18 protein-coding genes are annotated in these 17834 nt (G+C 51.6%); 15 read left to right on the top strand and 3 right to left on the bottom strand.

Annotated elements, in window-relative coordinates; all coding sequences use genetic code 11:
* The first annotated feature begins 105 nt into the window (after positions 1–105).
* Positions 106–966, top strand: coding sequence for a DUF6160 family protein (locus tag B3007_RS08315; protein ID WP_301378735.1), 861 nt, complete (start codon positions 106–108; stop codon positions 964–966).
* Positions 967–1070: 104 nt separating this feature from the next.
* On the opposite strand, the gene B3007_RS08310 is transcribed toward B3007_RS08315, so the two are convergent.
* Positions 1071–2711, bottom strand: coding sequence for an electron transfer flavoprotein-ubiquinone oxidoreductase (locus tag B3007_RS08310; RefSeq protein ID WP_301378733.1), 1641 nt, complete (start codon positions 2709–2711; stop codon positions 1071–1073).
* Positions 2712–2995: 284 nt separating this feature from the next.
* On the opposite strand from B3007_RS08310, the gene B3007_RS08305 reads away from it, so the two are divergent.
* From B3007_RS08305 to gorA, 13 genes are all read left to right on the top strand, one after another.
* Positions 2996–3745, top strand: coding sequence for an electron transfer flavoprotein subunit beta/FixA family protein (locus tag B3007_RS08305; protein ID WP_297533550.1), 750 nt, complete (start codon positions 2996–2998; stop codon positions 3743–3745).
* Between the two features lie 14 nt (positions 3746–3759).
* Entirely contained in the window at positions 3760–4689 is a 930-nt protein-coding gene (locus B3007_RS08300; protein WP_068438710.1) for an FAD-binding protein, read from the top strand.
* A 174-nt stretch (positions 4690–4863) separates the two neighbouring features.
* Positions 4864–6144: a UDP-glucose dehydrogenase family protein gene (locus tag B3007_RS08295; RefSeq protein ID WP_068438707.1), complete on the top strand. Its 1281-nt coding sequence runs from the start codon at positions 4864–4866 to the stop codon at positions 6142–6144.
* 8 nt (positions 6145–6152) lie between these two features.
* Entirely contained in the window at positions 6153–7676 is a 1524-nt protein-coding gene (gene gspE / locus B3007_RS08290; RefSeq protein ID WP_297533552.1) for a type II secretion system ATPase GspE, read from the top strand.
* Positions 7677–7679: 3 nt separating this feature from the next.
* Positions 7680–8897, top strand: a complete 1218-nt coding sequence (gspF, locus tag B3007_RS08285) for a type II secretion system inner membrane protein GspF (protein ID WP_301378730.1) — start codon at positions 7680–7682, stop codon at positions 8895–8897.
* Between the two features lie 10 nt (positions 8898–8907).
* Positions 8908–9351, top strand: coding sequence for a type II secretion system major pseudopilin GspG (gene gspG, locus B3007_RS08280; RefSeq protein WP_068438701.1), 444 nt, complete (start codon positions 8908–8910; stop codon positions 9349–9351).
* Positions 9352–9356: 5 nt separating this feature from the next.
* On the top strand, positions 9357–9926 hold the full coding sequence (gene gspH / locus B3007_RS08275) for a type II secretion system minor pseudopilin GspH (RefSeq protein ID WP_068438698.1): 570 nt from the start codon (positions 9357–9359) through the stop codon (positions 9924–9926).
* A complete protein-coding gene (gene gspI / locus B3007_RS08270) occupies positions 9919–10305 on the top strand; it encodes a type II secretion system minor pseudopilin GspI (RefSeq protein WP_297533554.1) in 387 nt (128 codons plus the stop codon). The genes gspH and gspI overlap by 8 nt, the downstream gene beginning before the upstream one ends.
* Positions 10305–11009 carry a type II secretion system minor pseudopilin GspJ gene (gene gspJ / locus B3007_RS08265; protein ID WP_297533555.1) on the top strand — a complete coding sequence of 235 codons (705 nt, stop codon included), beginning with the start codon at positions 10305–10307 and terminating at the stop codon, positions 11007–11009. The genes gspI and gspJ overlap by 1 nt, the downstream gene beginning before the upstream one ends.
* Positions 11002–11991, top strand: a complete 990-nt coding sequence (gene gspK, locus B3007_RS08260) for a type II secretion system minor pseudopilin GspK (protein ID WP_297533556.1) — start codon at positions 11002–11004, stop codon at positions 11989–11991. Before gspJ ends, gspK begins: the two co-directional genes overlap by 8 nt.
* A gap of 22 nt (positions 11992–12013) precedes the next feature.
* The gene (gene gspL / locus B3007_RS08255) at positions 12014–13198 is read left to right on the top strand and encodes a type II secretion system protein GspL (protein ID WP_297533558.1); all 1185 of its coding nucleotides are present in this window, start codon (positions 12014–12016) and stop codon (positions 13196–13198) included.
* A complete protein-coding gene (locus B3007_RS08250) occupies positions 13195–13713 on the top strand; it encodes a type II secretion system protein M (RefSeq protein ID WP_301378725.1) in 519 nt (172 codons plus the stop codon). The genes gspL and B3007_RS08250 overlap by 4 nt, the downstream gene beginning before the upstream one ends.
* 121 nt (positions 13714–13834) lie before the next feature.
* The gene (gene gorA / locus B3007_RS08245; protein ID WP_297533561.1) at positions 13835–15193 is read left to right on the top strand and encodes a glutathione-disulfide reductase; all 1359 of its coding nucleotides are present in this window, start codon (positions 13835–13837) and stop codon (positions 15191–15193) included.
* Positions 15194–15319: 126 nt separating this feature from the next.
* On the opposite strand, the gene B3007_RS08240 is transcribed toward gorA, so the two are convergent.
* Positions 15320–16579: a DNA-binding protein gene (locus tag B3007_RS08240; protein ID WP_245820078.1), complete on the bottom strand. Its 1260-nt coding sequence runs from the start codon at positions 16577–16579 to the stop codon at positions 15320–15322.
* On the opposite strand from B3007_RS08240, the gene B3007_RS08235 reads away from it, so the two are divergent.
* On the top strand, positions 16574–17602 hold the full coding sequence (locus B3007_RS08235; protein WP_035458165.1) for a site-specific integrase: 1029 nt from the start codon (positions 16574–16576) through the stop codon (positions 17600–17602). The genes B3007_RS08240 and B3007_RS08235 overlap by 6 nt on opposite strands.
* 12 nt (positions 17603–17614) lie before the next feature.
* Here the strand turns inward: B3007_RS08235 and B3007_RS08230 are convergent.
* Positions 17615–17834: YnfA family protein (locus tag B3007_RS08230; protein ID WP_301378723.1), on the bottom strand; the 220-nt coding region annotated here is incomplete at its 5' end.

Here is a 17834-nt window from a genome sequence, read left to right as displayed (position 1 = left end):
GTATTGGCTGTAACAAGGTAGTTTGCTACTGAGTGTCAGTTGCACAAGTATGGTGCCGGACGTAAACTGATGTAACTACAATAAAAACTTGATGGATCGCCTATCATGAAGAAATCACTACTCGCGGGCTGCATAGCACTCGCTACCGCAGGTACTCAGGCTGAACTCTCGCCTATGTCTGAGTTTGAGCTGCATAACGTTACTGGCCAGGCCGGTGTAGACATCGAGCTAGATGTTGGTGTGCAAGTTGGAGAGATTCGCTACACCGATACGGAGGAGGTCGTTGGCGGCGTCAGCGATGGCGACGGAGGCAGCTTGACTATTTCAGACGTTTACATCGGTGGCGGGGAGGATCGTAACACTCTCTTTGGCTTCAGCAATCCTGGCAACACCGCCAACCTGAACAATCTCAGATTTAAGATTGACATCGACCAGGATGGCTCCTTACTTGTTCTTGGTGAGCCCACCTCTGGCGGTGTAGGGGTTGTTGACATCCTCTTGACCACCGGTGAGATAGCTGTTGAAGGTGCAGGCGGCATCAACCGACATGTTCTCGTTGATAGTATTAGCATGTACGGTGGCGCGCTTGCTCTTGAAATGCGCGTCGATGGTGCAACTAACGACATCGAGTTTTACACTGCAATTGGCATTGAGGATCTCGATATCGACATGTCGTCTTCTTTCGGAATTGTTATTGAAGATGCTGTTGTTGCAGGTAATTCATACAATGAAAAGTTGGCTGCAAATCGCACGCCTGATGCTAGCGACCGTGTCGCCAAACTGTATGTGAACATGAGTACAGATGTTGCAGATGGTGTAAGGTTTGATTTTGCATCTCCGTTTGATGATGAGAATGTTATCGACGTTCGCATGCCTAGCGTCAGTGTTGGAGGCAGTCAACTGGGCAGCATTGTAATTGATGACTTTCAGTTCCGTGGCGTATCGATGGTTGTGTCGGGCCGCTGAGTCGCAATATGGCGCCCCTAAACAAGAAAGGGCTATCGGGCCCTTTTGGTTAAAACGTCACTATCAAGACAATAAAAAAGGGCCTTTCGGCCCTTTTTATTGTCTTACATATTTGGATAGTTTGGACCGCCGCCGCCTTCTGGCGTAACCCAGGTGATGTTCTGGGCAGGATCTTTAATATCACAGGTCTTGCAGTGCACGCAGTTCTGAGAGTTGATCTGGAAGCGCTGACCATTCTCATCCTCCACCACTTCATAAACACCGGCAGGGCAGTAGCGCTGCGCAGGTTCATTGTACTTAGGCAGGTTCTGAGATAAAGGAATCGACGCATCCGTCAACTTCAGGTGGCAAGGCTGGTCTTCTGCGTGGTTTACGTTACCCACGAAGACAGAGCCGAGCTTATCAAAACTGAGCTTGCCGTCTGGTTTCGGGTAGTCGATCTTCTTGCAATCAGCTGCTGGCTTGAGCATTTCATGATCCGCCGTCTTGTCATGCAACGTGACAGGAATCGGGAAAATGTTCTGATCGATAAAGTTGAAGGCTGCACCACCGAATGTACCGAACTTGTGCATTGCAGGGCCAAAGTTACGGCTGCGATGCAGTTCTTCCCATGCCCATGATGCCTCAAAGGCTGCAGTGTATTCGTTGATTTCGTCATTGGCACGATCAGCCTGAAGCGCCTTGAACATTTCTTCTGCTGCCACGAGGCCACTCTTCATCGCGGTGTGAGTACCCTTGATTTTGGCGAAGTTCAGCGTGCCCGCGTCACAACCAATCACCAGACCGCCCGGAAAGGTCATCTTAGGCAGGCAATTCAGGCCGCCTTTGGCGATCGCGCGCGCGCCATAAGAAACACGCTTACCACCTTCAAGGTACTGCTTCAGTACTGGGTGGTGCTTCATGCGCTGGAATTCATCAAACGGGCTGACGTGTGGGTTGCTGTACGACAGATCCGTAATCAGGCCGACAACAACCTGGTTGTTTTCAGTGTGATACAGGAAGAAACCACCGGTTGAGCCGGACTCACTGAGTGGCCAGCCTGCGCCGTGAAGAACGAGGCCTTCCTGATGTTTGGCAGGATCAATATCCCACAGCTCTTTGATACCAATGCCGTAATGCTGAGGGTCTTTACCAGCGTCAAGGTTGAACTTAGCGATCAGTTCCTTACCAAGATGCCCGCGGCAACCTTCTGCAAATACGGTGTATTTCGCACGCAGCTCCATACCAGGCATGTAGCTATCTTTTTGTGAGCCATCTTCTGCAACGCCCATATCGCCCGTAACAACACCTTTAACGGCATCATTTTCAATGATCAGGGAAGCTGCTGGGAAGCCCGGATAGATTTCTACACCGAGAGCTTCGGCTTGTTCGCCCAGCCAGCGGCACACATTACCGAGAGATACGATGTAGTTTCCATCGTTGTGCATCGGCTTAGGAATCGCCCAGTGTGGAGTTTTGACAGATTTTTCATCGGAAGTAAGGAAGTAAACCTCATCACCTTTGACTGGCGTATTCAGCGGAGCACCCATCTCTTTCCAGTTCGGAAAGAGTTCAGTCAGTGCGCGATCTTCAATGACCGCACCAGAAAGAATGTGTGCACCAATCTCAGAACCCTTTTCAACCAGGCACACTGAGATTTCCTGGCCTGCTTCTTCTGCCAGTTGTTTGATACGACAAGCTGCCGACAGGCCGGAAGGGCCGCCGCCGACGATGATTACGTCGTATTCCATTACGTCACGTTGCATAGATGATCTCCTCAAATCACGATGGGAGTGCCGCATTCGCGGTCGTTGCTTCACCGGATTGCCCGGTTCGAAAAAATGGTGGCCATTATACGGCCAGAAGACAGTCAGGCAACTTATTTAAAGGCAGACGTGCCGTAATTACTGGCCTGAATCAGTATTGAGAATAGCTCACACTTGACCTCAAGTGTCACAATCCCAATAATGTGGCCCGCTGGAAAGGGTATCGGGCAATGTTTTAGCTGCAAATCACCCTTTAATCATCCACTAGAGAATACGAGGAATCTATGAAGGTTCTTGTCGCTGTAAAACGCGTTATCGACTACAACGTCAAAGTACGCGTAAAAGCAGACAACTCTGATGTTGATCTGACTAACGTCAAAATGGCTATGAATCCATTTTGTGAAATTGCCGTAGAAGAAGCGGTTCGCCTGAAAGAAAAGGGCATTGCTTCTGAGATCGTTGTTGTATCTATCGGTCCTAAAGTAGCTCAGGAGCAAATCCGTACTGCTCTGGCACTGGGTGCTGACCGCGGCATTCTGATCGAAACAGAAGAGAAGCTCGAGCCGCTGACAGTTGCTAAGCTGCTGAAAGGCGTTATTGAGAAAGAACAGCCACAGATCGTTTTGATGGGTAAACAGACCATTGACAGCGATAACAACCAGACTGGCCAGATGCTGGGCGCTCTGACTGGCATGCCGCAAGGCACGTTCGCTTCAGAAGTTGCTGTAGATGGCGATAAAGTAAACGTTACTCGTGAAATTGACGGCGGTCTGCGTACTGTAGCTCTGAACCTGCCAGCAATCGTTACGACTGACCTGCGTCTGAACGAACCACGTTACGCGTCACTGCCTAACATCATGAAAGCTAAGCGCAAGCCGCTGGATACCACTACGCCTGCAGATCTCGGTGTTGAAGTTAAATCAACCCTGTCTCTGGTTAAAGTGACTCCACCAGCCGAACGCTCTGCTGGTATCAAGGTCGACAGCGTTGCTACGCTGGTTGATAAACTGAAAAACGACGCGAAAGTGCTCTGAGAGAGGTTGGTGTAATGGCAATTTTAGTAATCGCAGAACACGATAACGCCACTCTGAAAGGCGCTACCCTGAACACTATCACTGCTGCCACCAAGATTGGTGGCGATGTTGAAGTTCTGGTTGCAGGCTCTGGTTGTGGTGCTGCTGCAGAAGCTGCGGCAAAAGTAGCTGGTGTTGCAAAAGTACTGGTAGCGGACAACGCTGCTTACGAATATCAGCTTGCTGAAAATATGGGCGAACTGGTTGCTGAGCTTGGCAAAGGCTACAGCCACATCCTGGCAGCTGCTACCACGACAGGCAAAGACTTCCTGCCACGCGCAGCAGCGCTGCTGGACGTGAACATGATCTCTGAAGTTATTGGTGTTGAAGGTGAAGATACATTCGTTCGCCCAATCTACGCTGGTAACGCAATCGCTACTGTTAAGTCTTCTGACAGCATCAAAGTGATGACTGTTCGTGGCACTGCATTTGATGCAGCCGCTGCAGAAGGTGGTTCAGCTGCGACTGAGTCTGTTGATGTTGCAAAAGACGCTGGCGTTTCTGCTTTCGCAAGCGAAGAACTGGCCAAGTCTGACCGTCCTGAACTGACTGCGGCAAGCGTAGTTATTTCTGGTGGTCGCGGCATGGGCAATGGCGACAACTTCGAAATGCTGTACAAAGTTGCAGACAAGATCGGCGCTGCTGTTGGTGCATCTCGTGCTGCAGTTGATGCTGGCTTCGTTCCAAACGACATGCAGGTTGGTCAGACGGGTAAAATCGTTGCTCCAGATCTGTACGTTGCAGTCGGCATCTCTGGTGCTATTCAGCACCTTGCAGGTATGAAGGACTCTAAAGTCATTGTTGCTATCAACAAAGACGAAGAGGCTCCTATCTTCCAGGTTGCAGACTACGGTCTGGTTGCTGACCTGTTCGACGCGATTCCTGAACTGGAATCTGCTCTCTAAGGTTTATTAAGCCTTAGAAAAAAGCCCGGCTATTGCCGGGCTTTTTCGTTTTGGCCATATTCAGCTGAACAAGTGTCTTGTCATGCTCTTGTCATTTATCTGTAATAGGGTACTTTACACAACCGCTCGGAGAGAGTTGGTCGTGTTTTACTGACAATTACATAGGATGTCCCTTTGAAAGTCACCGTTGCTGGCTCGGGTTACGAGTCATTTGTCATCAGCGCCTGTCTCGCTGAAATGGGCAATGTCATCACCCATTATTCTCAGACTCCCCCGACTAACGTTCACGACCTGAGTTTCCATGAACCAGGCTTGCCGGCCATGCTCGAAAGTAACGTTTCTGCTCGACGGCTTTCGTTCTCAGATGACATCTCCCTCGCAAGTGACTGTGACCTATGCATCCTTGCTTTGGGGCACGCCGACACCGTTGACGAACAGGCATTAGACTTTGCTACTGAGTTTGGGGCTGCACTTAACAGCGAAACGATTCTGGTAAATTCAAGCCCGACGTCGCTGGGAGTAACAGAGAAAATGCTCGAAGCCGCTCAGTCTTCAGGAAACACGGTGAGCATCGTCTGCTATCCCGTCTTTCTGAAAGAAGGGGAAGGGGTCGAAGATTTCATGAGACCTGACCGCATTATTCTTGGCACAGAGAGCTACGAAGCCCGATCTGTCATGGTGTCGCTCCTGAGACCGTTCAGCCGTCAAAAGGATCGGGTTACACCCATGAGTATCCGTGATGCGGAACTGACCCGCCTTGCGGCCAGTGCGATGCTGGCGACCAGGATTTCATTGATGAACGAAATTGCTGCGATCGCTGAGTCATTTGGAGCTGATATTGAGGCTGTTCGCAGTGGTATAGGAGCAGATTCACGGATCGGCTATTCTTACCTGTATCCTGGTGTAGGCTACGGCGGGGTTTGCCTTCCTGGCGATATTAACGAGCTCGTCAATGAAGCGGCCAGCAAAGACATACAACCCGTTTTGCTTAATGCCGTATTACAGCGGAACAGCATGCAGCAGGAATGGGCTGCATCTGCTCTGAGAGACTGCCTCGGCAATCTGCGCGGTAAACAGATTGCTGTCTGGGGGCTGGCATTCCGTCCGGAAACCGCAGATGTGTCCGGATCGGCTGCCATTGTATTGATTCGTCAACTGCTTGATGCTGGCGCGACTGTCGCGGCGTATGATCCCATGGCAATGGAGGCCGCGAATAAGGTTCTCGGAGAGCAAGCTGGCGTGACCTTCTGCAGCCACCAATACGATGCGCTGACGGATTCCGATGCGCTGGTACTGATGACAGAGTGGAAACCGTTCCGCCAACCAGATTTCAATGCGATCGGAAAGCTTCTGAAACAACCGGTTATTATTGATGGCCGCAATCAATATGATTCTGCCGCACTGAAACAAGCTGGCTTTACTTACCGCGGCGTTGGCCGTGGTAACAGAGAATAATTAGAGACATGACTGCAGTACCAGAAGAAACACAACCGGAACAGAGTCAGGCTGTATCAGGCGGTAGCCTGGCAGTGCGCCTGCCTTTCAGTTTTGCAAAACGTTATGGCGTTCTGGTCGACGCCAGCAGCGATACATTGCACGTACTTCACAAGGAGGGGTTGAACCCCCAAGCGTTAATGGAAGTTCAGCGACATCTGGGCCGTCCTTACAACCTTGAAGCAATTCCAGACGACGAATTCGATCGTAGACTAGGGCTTGCTTATCAGAGCGACTCCTCCGAAGCGATGGAGATGGTTGAAGGCCTCGGTGATGATATGGACCTCGCCAGCCTTGCAGACTCGGTCCCTGAAACGGAAGATCTGCTTGAGCAGGAAGGCGACGCGCCGATCAAGCGCCTGATTAATGCTTTGCTTACTGAAGCCGTCAAAGAAAGCGCCTCAGATATTCACGTCGAAACCTACGAAAAACGCCTTGTTGTGCGCTTCCGTGTGGATGGCGTATTACGTGAGGTGGTTCAACCGAAGAGAGCACTGGCCGCCTTGCTCGTCTCCCGGATCAAAGTCATGGCAAAACTCGATATTGCCGAGAAGCGTGTCCCTCAGGACGGTCGGATCGCGCTTCGCATTGGCGGACGGGAAGTCGATGTTCGTGTTTCTACCATGCCTTCAAGTCATGGCGAACGTGTAGTTATGCGTCTGTTGGATAAGCAGGCAGGACGACTGAGTCTTGGTCAGCTTGGCATGTCGTCCCGTGATCTTCAGACGATGCGTAACATCATCAGCAAGCCTCACGGCATTATTCTGGTGACTGGCCCCACGGGCTCGGGTAAGACCACGACGCTGTACGGAGCACTCAGCGACCTTAACGATACCAGTCGCAACATCCTGACTGTAGAAGATCCGGTAGAGTACAGTCTTCCGGGTATTGGACAGACTCAGGTAAACCTGAAGGCCGATATGACCTTTGCGAAGGGGCTGCGTGCGATACTGCGCCAGGACCCTGATGTCGTAATGATTGGTGAAATACGTGACCTGGAAACCGTTGAGATTGCCATTCAGGCTTCTCTTACCGGTCACCTTGTATTGTCGACGCTACACACAAACACCGCTGTAGGCGCCATCACCCGACTACAGGACATGGGCGTGGAACCTTTCCTGCTGTCATCTTCTGTAATCGGCGTTATTGCTCAGCGCCTCGTTCGTGTTCTGTGTGACGACTGCAAAGTACCTGCAGTAGCGGATAGTGCAGAGTGTGAACTGCTCGGTATACCGGAATCCGAAGCCCCCGTTATTTATCACGCAAAGGGCTGCGACAAGTGCAATCAACTCGGTTATCGCGGTCGTCAGGGGATCTACGAGATCATTGAAGTGGATGAAGGTATGAAGACCCGAATTCACGACCAGGTCGGCGAGCAGGAGCTCGAAGCCCATGCTCGACGCCTTGGGCCAAGCATTCGCCAGGATGGCATACGCAAAGTTCTGGGTGGTCACACCACAATTGAAGAACTTCTGCGGGTAGCAAAAGGTTAATGCATGGCAGCGTTTGAATATCAGGCTCTGGACGTTAAGGGTCGCCAGAAGAAGGGCGTTCTGGAGGGCGATAGTGCGCGCCAGATTCGCCAGCAGTTGCGCGAAAAGGGGTGGATGCCGCTCGAGGTGTCACCCACAACAGAGAAGCAGGCCAGTACGGGCTTCAGCCTGTTTAATCGAGGGCCCTCGTTATCCGTTTCGGATCGTGCGTTGCTTACCCGACAGTTGGCCACCCTTATTGGCGCAGGCTTGCCGATTGATGAGTCACTGAAAGCGCTTGCCGATCAGACCGAACGCCAGAAAACCAAAGCCATGGTATTGGCCATTCGCGCAAAGGTTCTGGAAGGCTACACACTTGCGAAGGCACTTGAGGAGTATCCTCGTGCTTTTCCTCTGCTGTTCCGTTCAACGGTCAGTGCCGGTGAGCATTCAGGCAATCTTGCGCCCGTATTGATTCGTCTTGCAGATTATTCCGAGCGCTCACATGAGTCTGCCCAGAACATCCGCAATGCGGCGATCTATCCAGTGCTGCTTACGTTCGTAGCCACCGCATTGGTTATTGGCCTGCTTACCTATGTCGTTCCCGATATTGTCGAAGTCTTTGTGAAGAACGGGCAGGAACTACCCGGTCTGACGCAAGCCATGCTGGACGCCAGTTATTTTCTCAGCAACTACGGCATCTATCTCGCTGCGGCTATGGTGCTGGCATTAGTTACGTTTGCACAGCTGATGCGACAAGAGAATTTCAGAAGCAAAGTACATCACCTCATTCTGAAACCCCCCCTCATCGGGCGATTTGTGCGTGATGTAAACACCGCGCGTTTCGGCAGTACTCTCGCCATTCTTACCAGCAGTGGTTTGCCTCTTGTTGAAGCCATGCGGATAGCCAGTGACGTCGTGCTGAATCTCCCTATTAACCGCTCACTGAGTGAGGCGACGGTTCGCGTTAGCGAAGGGGGGAGCTTGCATAAGTCGCTTCAGGAAACACGATACTTTTCACCCATCATGCTGCACATGATTGCCAGCGGCGAAAGCAGTGGTGAACTGGACAGCATGCTGGCCCGTACCGCAGAACAGCAGGAAAAGGCCCTGGAGAGCACAGTCTCAGGACTGGTATCGATCTTTGAACCTATCATGCTTTTATTTATGGGTGGTGTCGTGGCGCTCATTGTTGCTGCGATCATGTTACCGATTCTCGAATTACAACAAATGGTGCAATAGGAGTTAATTCATGCGTCAGTCTCTAGCTAAGAAACAAAAACAAGGCGGCTTCACCCTGATTGAGGTGATGGTCGTAATCGCCATCATCGGCGGCATCCTCGCCATGGTTGCCACCAACATTATCGGCTCGGCTGATCAGGCTCGTGTGGATACCACCAAGAACCAGATTAAGCTCATTGAAGGTGCGCTGGATATGTACAAGCTACATAACTTCCGTTACCCAACCACAGAGCAGGGTCTTGAAGCACTTGTGCAGAAACCGTCCTCATCGCCAGAACCAAAGAATTACCAGAATGGCGGCTACCTGAAAGGTGGCAAAATGCCTGTCGATGCGTGGGATAACGAATTCCTGTACTTCGAAGACAAAGGCAAGTACGAAATCATTTCATTGGGTTCGGATCAGGCTGAAGGCGGCGAAGGCGATGCTGCAGACATCAGCAATCTGGATATCTGATTGGCATGAGGCAGCGCGGTTTTACACTGGTTGAGGTTATGGTGGTGCTGGTCATTGTTGGCCTGCTCCTTTCCATGGTGAACCTTAATTTCAGTGACCGCGCTGCTCAGCAGGAAACCGAACAGTTTGCCCAGAAGCTGGATGTTGCTTTCAACAGATACAGAGAAGAAGCTGTCTTTCAGAATCTGGATCTCGGTGTTGCCTGGGTTCCTGGCGAGTTCAATTTGGTGGGGTTTTACGATCTCCGACTGAAGAGTGTTGCCGAAGGCCTGACCGAAGAAGAACTATCACGACTCTCAGAAAATCCATGGGCTCCCATTGATGCCGCTCTGGCTCAATCCATGAGCATTCCTGAAACAGTAGAGATCCGCATTCTGGTTAACGATGAGGAACTTGATCCGCCAGAAGAGCCCGATGAGAACGGAGCAATTCCTGCTCTGATCTTTCTGTCTTCAGACGAATACATTCCTTTCGTTGTTGAGCTCACGCACCCTGATGATGAAAGTTTTGTAATACGGCTCATCGGAGACGGGATCGGCCCCATCAGGCGCCGGATGGAGCGTCTGGATGTCTGATTTTCATCGTTCAGGGTCACGTCAATCCGGATTCACGCTGCTCGAAGTTATGGTCGCGGTCGCCATCTTCGCTGGTATTGCGATTACGATTTCCGATACAGCAAGCATGCGCGTAAACAACCTGTTGAGCATGCGAACCATGACACTGGCGTCTTTCGTTGCTGAAAACCGCCTGACCGATATACGCCTTGCGGGTGTGCCACCGCAAGCTGGGGAAACCAACGATATCGTCGAGATGGCAGGCCAGGAATGGCACCTTTTTACTGAAGTCACTAAGACTCAGTTCCCCGGACTGGTGCGCATTGATGTTGCGGTCGCACCAGAGATCAGTCCGGACAACCCCGTCATTACTCTGTCGACGATCATGGGGCCGAACTGATGAATTCCCGCGGTTTTACGCTCCTTGAGGTATTGGTTGCTGTCGCCATATCTGCAACCGTCGGCATTGCAGCTGTGCAGCTTCTCAGCAACATATCAGGTGTAAATAAAGCATCTATTGAGAAGGCCGATGATCTGGCTGCTCTTCAGCGACTGAACCAGGTAATGGGTCGCGATCTGGGCCAATACATCAATCGCTCAATACGCGACGAGTACGGAGACACTATCCCAGCACTCATGGTCGGTTCGGGTGATTACCCAATAGAGTTGACGATTGCAGGCTGGAGAAACAATCCGGTGACAGAAGACCCGAGAGCCACTCTGCAACGCATAGCCTATCGGAGCGAAGACATTTTTTCTGAGCCCTGCGAACCCGCACTGGAGAGAATTGCGTACGAGCAGGGCCTGGATCCGGATGATGCTGACGTTGAGGGCGAGTGTCTGGTTCGTTATTACTGGAAAGTCCTCGACCGCGGCGATGTGTCAGATCCACTGTCTCAAGTCGTTTACGACCTGATCGAAGACGTTCGGTTCGAAGCCGTTGTGGCGACACCGTCCACCACCGACATTCCAGAACTCAACTCCGTCGACTACTGGCCCCCGGTCACAGAGGTAGAAGACGCTCGCATCGCTGCGATCAAGGTATTCTACACGGCGCCCGGGTATGGAGAAATAATGCGACAGTGGCCGGTCAGTCATGAATAGTTATCCTACTCTGCGATCCGGTCAGGGCGGTATGGTACTGCTGATGGTGCTCCTTATATTCTCGGTTGTCGCCATCCTTGCGACCTCGATGATAGAGCGGCAGGCGATTGATATTGAACGCTCTCAGACTCTTTTTACCCAACAACAGGCGCGCCTGTACGCCCTGGGTGCAGAATCGGCAACGCGCACTGGCCTGTTTATGGACTGGGAGGCCGATAGCGGAATTGACCACGCAGCCGAAGAGTGGAACATTGAAAGGACGTTTCCGCTTGATCCGGGCGTGATCACCATCCGAATACAGGATGCGCAAGGGCGGTTTAACCTCAACAGTCTTCTGCCGGGGGGCAATGCCACTGTTTACGAACAGCGCTTCCGCAACCTGCTTAGCTTGCTGGGTCTCGAGGTAAGCATCGCCAGCGACTGGGCCAAGTGGCTGAATCAGGAAAGCAACGTCGACAGCAAGTACCTGTCGATGGACCCCGGCTACAGGCCCGCTTACCAGGCCTGTAGCCATAGCAGTGAGCTAATGCTTATTGAAGGCGTTGATCTGGATGTCTACGCCAAGCTTGAGCCCTATATAACGTGTTTGCCTGCAGCGGTTCAGCTCAACGTAAATACAGCGCCTGATTTTGTTCTTGCTGCACTGGACAGTCGCCTGACGTTAACTGATGCGGAACAGATCATTGCAGGGCGAGGCGGCGAAGGTTACCGGAGTGTTCAGGATTTTCTGGGGTCCGCTCCGGTCAGCAACCTCCGTACAGAGTCGCCAGCTGATGATGGAACAGGCAGGCAGGATGCGGTGACTCCGTTAGTTGAAACTGATTTCTCTGTCACTACAGAGTATTTTGAGATGTTCGCACGTATTGATCTTAACGGTCGCATAGGTACTGTAGAGGCCTTGATACGGCGAAATATAGCCGATGGTAAGATGGATACCATCAGAAGAGATTTTTCACGCCGGGCTGCACGCGAAGCCTGGTGATATGCACGCGTAAGAGTGACCGATGAATAGCAAAAATAACCGGGTTGAGTGGGCTGCAGATCAAGGTATCTGGCTAATCACAGAAACCGCAGGCAACCCACCACGTAACCTTGAAGACTGGGCGGAAGAGCAGGCGGAGATGAGCAGCGTCTCGCTGGTGCTTTCTGCGACCAACTATGCAACGCACTGGGTGTCATTACCTGGAGTCAAGGGGCGCCACCTGAATCGTGCACTGCCTTTCGCTCTTGAGGAAGTATTGATCAGAGACGTCAGCGACTACACCGTCGTGCCTGGTGGTAGCCTGGGTGGTAAGCATAAAGCCTATGTCGTGGAATCTGATCTGGTCGATCGATTGATCGAATTGCTGGCAATTCACCATTTGCGTTTAAGTGCTCTGCATCCTGAAACCGCAGGATATGCCGGAAGCCAGATCGTACGCTCAAAGTCAGGATGGATTGTCAGTCTCGAGGGTGTGTTCGAAGGCTGGGTTCCAGATGCTGCTCTGCCAGCCGTACTTGAGGGCGTCAGCGATAAAGTCCAGGGTGAAGAACTCACTATCAGCGCATCCTCTATGGATGAGGGCAATCTGCTCAAGACCACCATATCAAGCGGCTACCCAGATTCCTTTGACAGCATCTCTGTCAGCACATCCAAGCCAGAAACCAAAGAGAACGCGATATCTCTTCTTCAGGGTAAGGCAGCCAGCGCCGGACGTGAGAAGAAGCCTGCGCCATGGTGGACAGGCATTGCCAGCTTCGCAGCGATCTTCGCTGTATTCGCGTGTGGTTTTCTTATTGTCGACAACCACCGTACCGCTGAACAGATTGATATGGTTTCAAACAGCAGTCAGAAACTTTATAAGCAATGGTTCCCGGGAGAGTCCACTAGCAATTACGAATCGCGCTTCAGACGAAAATTACGCAGTGATGGTGACGCAACGGACAGTGCGGGCTTTGATAGTTTGATGGGTAATGTTGCAGCCGCATGGGCAGGCCTGGATCAGAGCAAAGGCAGCATATCCATTCAGAGCATTCGTTACTCTGAGCGGATTGGAGAGTTTTTAATCGATATAGATGCACAGCAGCAGTCTGACCTACAGGCATTTAAGGCGGCTATCGAGGCACGCGGGCTAACGGCTGAAATTTCGTCAGCGAAGGCAGACAAGGACATTGTCAAAGGACGCGTTAAGGTGGGAGGTGCCGCATGAAAGCACTCGACAAATTACGTTCATCATTCGAAAGCGACCCGCGGATTCAGCAGGCAAAGGACTGGTATCACACCCAAACACCTCGCGACCAGCTTATTGTTCGAGGCGTGGCGATCCTGTTTGCTCTTAGCCTGGTATTCCTGATTCTGGTGCTGCCCCTCATACAGCAGAATACTCAGCTCTCGACGACACTGAATGCCAAAATGAGTTTTTACAATACCATGGCTGATAATGCGGGGCGGTTTGCGCAGGGGCGAGGTGCCAGTGCAGCGGCTTCGAACACGCCACTTCTTGCCCTCGTAAGCCAGCAGGCTCGCAAAAGCGGTGTGACACTGACCCGATACGAGCAGGACGGGGATTCTCTACGTGTCTGGGTCGACGGTGCAGCTTTTGATGAGGCGATAACCTGGATGGAAGAACTCGGACGTCAGTTTGGCGTCAGAGCGACACAGGTCAACATTGATCGGATAGGCGATGCTGGCCGCGTAAATATTCGTGCAACCTTTTCTAAGTAGATGCTTCAGAACACAGCTGCCGTTCGGGCGTCTCGCTCTCAGTAGTTACTACTGAGAGGAACACACAGAATGAACCGCTCGAAGTAAGAGCAACCAAGGTATTTAAACAAGGGTACAAAACATGTCTGAACAATATGACCTGGTGGTTATTGGGGCGGGTTCTGGAGGCGTTCGGGCAAGCCGGATGGCTGCTGCAACAGGAGCAAAAGTCGCGGTCATTGAAGATATGTTCCTTGGCGGCACCTGCGTCAATGTCGGGTGTGTGCCTAAGAAGCTGTTTGTCTATGCGAGTCAATTCAAAGGGCATATTGAGCACGCGAGCGGCTTCGGTGTCGATGCCAGTTTCAACGGTTTTGACTGGTCGACACTAAAATCCAATAAAGATAATGAAATCAATCGCTTAAACGGGATATATAAAAATATTCTTGAAGGCCCTGGCGTTGAAATTATTCGCGGGAGGGGTAGGGTTGCCGGTCCGGGAAAGGTCGAAGTTAACGGCAAAATACTCGAGACAAAGAGAATTCTGATCGCTACCGGCGGCTGGCCATTCAAACCGGAGATTCCGGGCGGCGATCTGGCCATGGATTCAAACGACGTCTTCGCCATGGACACGCTGCCAAAGCGCATTGTCGTTGTTGGGGGTGGCTATATCGCCGTCGAGTTCGCCGGTATTTTTAACGGCCTCGGCTGTGACACTCAGCTGCTGTATCGTGGTGACCAGATACTTCGGGGTTTTGACAATGAGGTCAGGCGCTTTGTCACACAGGAAGTCGCCAAGGCTGGCGTAAAAATCCGCACCCAGACGGATGTAGAAAGAATCGAAGAAGATGGTGATGAAAAAATCTGCCACCTCTCTGATGGCTCAATACTCCGTTGCGACCTGGTGATGATGGCAACTGGGCGCAAGGCAAAGACGTCAAATCTTGGCCTTGAGGAAGCCGGTGTTGAGCTTCGCAAGAACGGCAGCATCGTCGCCAATGAGCGATTTGAAACCAGCGTACCCGGCATCTTCGCCTTAGGAGATGTGATCGACACACCCGCTCTCACTCCGGTTGCTCTTGAACAGGGCATGATCTTTGTTGACCAGCAGTTCGGAGAAGGTAAACGCACTCTGAATTACGAGCTGATTCCTACGGCGGTATTCTGCCAGCCCAACATCGGTACTGTCGGCGTTTCTGAAGAGGAAGCAGGGGAGCGCTATCCTGGTGATATCGACGTTTACACGTCTGAGTTCCGGGCACTTAAGCATACCCTGAGCGGCTCGTCTGAGCGCACACTCATGAAGCTTGTCGTTAAACGTTCTGAAGACCGTATTCTCGGCGCCCACATGGTTGGCGATGAAGCAGGTGAAATCATACAGGGAATCGCGATTGCAATGCAGGCTGGCGCAACTAAATCTCAGTTTGACGCCACCCTGGGCATTCATCCAACCGGAGCGGAAGAGTTTGTAACGATGAGGTCTGTCACTAGAGAGCTTTGATCGTATCCGGGCTTGCGTTATCTCAAGCCGGGACATCCCAGTCCCGTCTGCTACAACGAAGCCCCCAACCCTTCAAGGGGTTCTGTGGAAGAACCGACAAATTTGACAAGTTTGGCTCTAACACGATCATAGCGAGCCCTGGAGTTGCTTAAACTGCCCCTGGATCATCGCCTTTTCCTGAAGTATTACCTTGTTCTCGTCAGTCAGAAATGCAATCTTGTCCTGGCAGGCTTTTAGTTCGGCTTTGGTGGTCTCCAATACTTGAGCTGACACAGCCAATTCCTTGCTCACATCTGCTTTTTGGGTGGTGATCACTGCCATGTTTTCCGCCATTTGTTCATTTTTATGCTGGGAATCCCGATACTTCGTCACGGCGTCTTCAAGCTCGCGCTTCAGACCCTGGATATCTTCTATCTTTCCGTTTAGCTCCCTGTTTAGCGTTGCATTGGCTTGTTCAAGTTTACCGGCGTTGCTTTGTAACTGTGCATTAGCATCAAATAACTCAGACGCTTTGGACTCGGCTTGGGTGAGCCGGTGTTGCAGATCACGAATCTGATCTTTTAATCCCTGAATAACAGTGCGAAACTGTTCGCGCTCCTGCTGACGGTCTTCCGCTGTGCGCTGCTGATAGTGTTCAAAGTGCTCTCGAATATCCTTGTTTTCCTGCTTGAGTTCAGCAACGCTTCCCTTCAGTTCAGTAGTCCTCGCAATCGCTTCGTCTCGTTGGGACTCGGCTTTAACCAGGCTGATACGCGCACCTTCCAGAAACTTTTTTTCCTCACCTTTTTCTTTGTTTTGCCGCTCAATCTGGCTTTCAAGATCTTGTTGTCGAGCAGTAAGCTGCGCGATTGTGTTTTTGGAATCGGTCAACTCTTTACGAAGCTCGTTATTGAAACCTTCAAATTCCTGACGGGCCTGCTCGATACGATGGTCGGCCATTTGTTGTACCCGCTCATACAGCGACTTTACCACTTCGATTAAGTCGTTCGGTAGCCCGCCGATATCGGCCGCCTCTCCGTTATCTGATCGCCAACGTTTGAGCAGTGGTGCGATGGTGCTTTTGCTGCCGGTTCCGAGGTGTTCACGCACCCGGTCTACAGTAGGTTCTTGGCGCTGACTTTTGATCGCTTCAGCGGCTTTGGCAACGTCGTGGTAAGTGACACCGGCACGGGCCATGTGGATTCCTCTCAGATTATTTAATAACGTATTATGTAACACGTAAAATAACATTATATTGATGTTTTTCAAATACGATTGAATTTCAAATTCTAACCAACGATAATGACCATTATCGTTGGTTATGATAATCAGGCATAATTTTTTCACTTGTAACGCCGGTACATAGCCGCCTTTTGAGCGACCGCGATAGGAATTCGATTCATGCACAGCAAACCACCCAAATTGACCACTGACTTATCATTACGTAATGAGCGATCATATCAGATTGCCCATCGGGAATCCGAAGCGCTGCGTCACTATCTCCAGGCAGCCACCTCTGACAACACGCGCAAAGCGTATCGCTCGGCCATTCGCCAATTCGAAAAATGGGGTGGCCGACTGCCTACCGACAGGGATACTGTCGTGCGCTATCTACTGATCAAAGCTGAATCTCTCAACCCTCGGACACTGGATCTCCACCTGACGGCCATCGGCCAATGGCACTACTACCAGGGAGTCGCTGATCCAGTAAAAGATCCTCTCGTGCGCAAAACGATGGAAGGCATCCGCCGCACTCACGGCCAACCCAAACGCAAAGCCAAGGCGCTGCGCCTGGAGCACATCGCACAGATGGTAAAGCATCTCCAGCAACTACCAGATAGCAAGAAGAAGTATCGGGATATCGCACTGGTGCTAACGGGCTTCTTCGGGGCGTTTCGTCGCAGCGAGTTGCTCGCAATACAAGTCACGGACCTGGTGTGGGAGCCTGAGGGCTTGATCATTCGGCTGCCCCGTTCCAAGACCGATCAGCAAGCTACTGGCTTAGTGCGAGCCCTGCCTTTTGCAGGGAATCCAACCTGTTGTCCAGCCAGAGCAATAAAGCAATGGATGGATACCGCTGATATAGCGATTGGTCCGCTGTTTCGGCCGGTCAATCGCTGGGATCAGGTTCAAGCCAGGCAATTGAATCCTGGGGCAATCAATGATGTGCTCAAAACCCTTGGTAAAGCCTGTCAGTTCGATTTTGTCCCCGAACTGAGCAGTCACAGTTTTCGTCGCGGCCTCTCTACCTCGGCGGCTCGGGAACGCGTGGACTATGAACTGATTAAAAAGCAAGGAGGTTGGAAAAGTGATGCTACCGTTTGGGAGTACATTGAGGAAGGACAGCAGTTCAACAATAACGCGTCAGTCATTCTGATGGAAAAAATGAGTTTGCTGCTGAACGCTGAATCTCCAAAAAAGGGAAAGTAAACAGGATCGAAATCATCTCGGTGCGAACATGATAATGCCCATCCCTACCAGAGTGACGGCCACGCCAACAAAATCCCATAGGTGCGGGCGAATCCCATCCACACCCCATAGCCACAGCATGGCTGTCGAAACATAGACGCCGCCATAGGCGGCATAAACCCGGCCCGCGGTGGTTGGATGAAGAGACAGTAGCCAGGCAAACAGCGCCAGGCTGAACGCTGCCGGCAGCAAA

Origin of the sequence: Thalassolituus sp. UBA675, assembly GCF_002297765.1 — a bacterium.
Taxonomy (GTDB): Bacteria; Pseudomonadota; Gammaproteobacteria; order Pseudomonadales; family Oceanobacteraceae; genus Thalassolituus.
This window is presented reverse-complemented; position numbering and strand designations above follow the sequence as displayed.

Bases quoted from the DNA above. Each gene is read 5' to 3' on its own strand.
- gspL (WP_297533558.1), top strand. From the start codon at position 12,014: ATGAATAGCAAAAATAACCGGGTTGAGTGGGCTGCAGATCAAGGTATC.
- B3007_RS08315 (WP_301378735.1), top strand. From the start codon at position 106: ATGAAGAAATCACTACTCGCGGGCTGCATAGCACTCGCTACCGCAGGT.
- B3007_RS08250 (WP_301378725.1), top strand. From the start codon at position 13,195: ATGAAAGCACTCGACAAATTACGTTCATCATTCGAAAGCGACCCGCGG.
- B3007_RS08235 (WP_035458165.1), top strand. From the start codon at position 16,574: ATGCACAGCAAACCACCCAAATTGACCACTGACTTATCATTACGTAAT.
- gspK (WP_297533556.1), top strand. From the start codon at position 11,002: ATGAATAGTTATCCTACTCTGCGATCCGGTCAGGGCGGTATGGTACTG.
- gspG (WP_068438701.1), top strand. From the start codon at position 8,908: ATGCGTCAGTCTCTAGCTAAGAAACAAAAACAAGGCGGCTTCACCCTG.
- gorA (WP_297533561.1), top strand. From the start codon at position 13,835: ATGTCTGAACAATATGACCTGGTGGTTATTGGGGCGGGTTCTGGAGGC.
- gspF (WP_301378730.1), top strand. From the start codon at position 7,680: ATGGCAGCGTTTGAATATCAGGCTCTGGACGTTAAGGGTCGCCAGAAG.
- B3007_RS08305 (WP_297533550.1), top strand. From the start codon at position 2,996: ATGAAGGTTCTTGTCGCTGTAAAACGCGTTATCGACTACAACGTCAAA.
- B3007_RS08310 (WP_301378733.1), bottom strand. From the start codon at position 2,711: ATGCAACGTGACGTAATGGAATACGACGTAATCATCGTCGGCGGCGGC.
- gspJ (WP_297533555.1), top strand. From the start codon at position 10,305: ATGAATTCCCGCGGTTTTACGCTCCTTGAGGTATTGGTTGCTGTCGCC.
- gspH (WP_068438698.1), top strand. From the start codon at position 9,357: ATGAGGCAGCGCGGTTTTACACTGGTTGAGGTTATGGTGGTGCTGGTC.
- B3007_RS08300 (WP_068438710.1), top strand. From the start codon at position 3,760: ATGGCAATTTTAGTAATCGCAGAACACGATAACGCCACTCTGAAAGGC.
- gspI (WP_297533554.1), top strand. From the start codon at position 9,919: ATGTCTGATTTTCATCGTTCAGGGTCACGTCAATCCGGATTCACGCTG.
- gspE (WP_297533552.1), top strand. From the start codon at position 6,153: ATGACTGCAGTACCAGAAGAAACACAACCGGAACAGAGTCAGGCTGTA.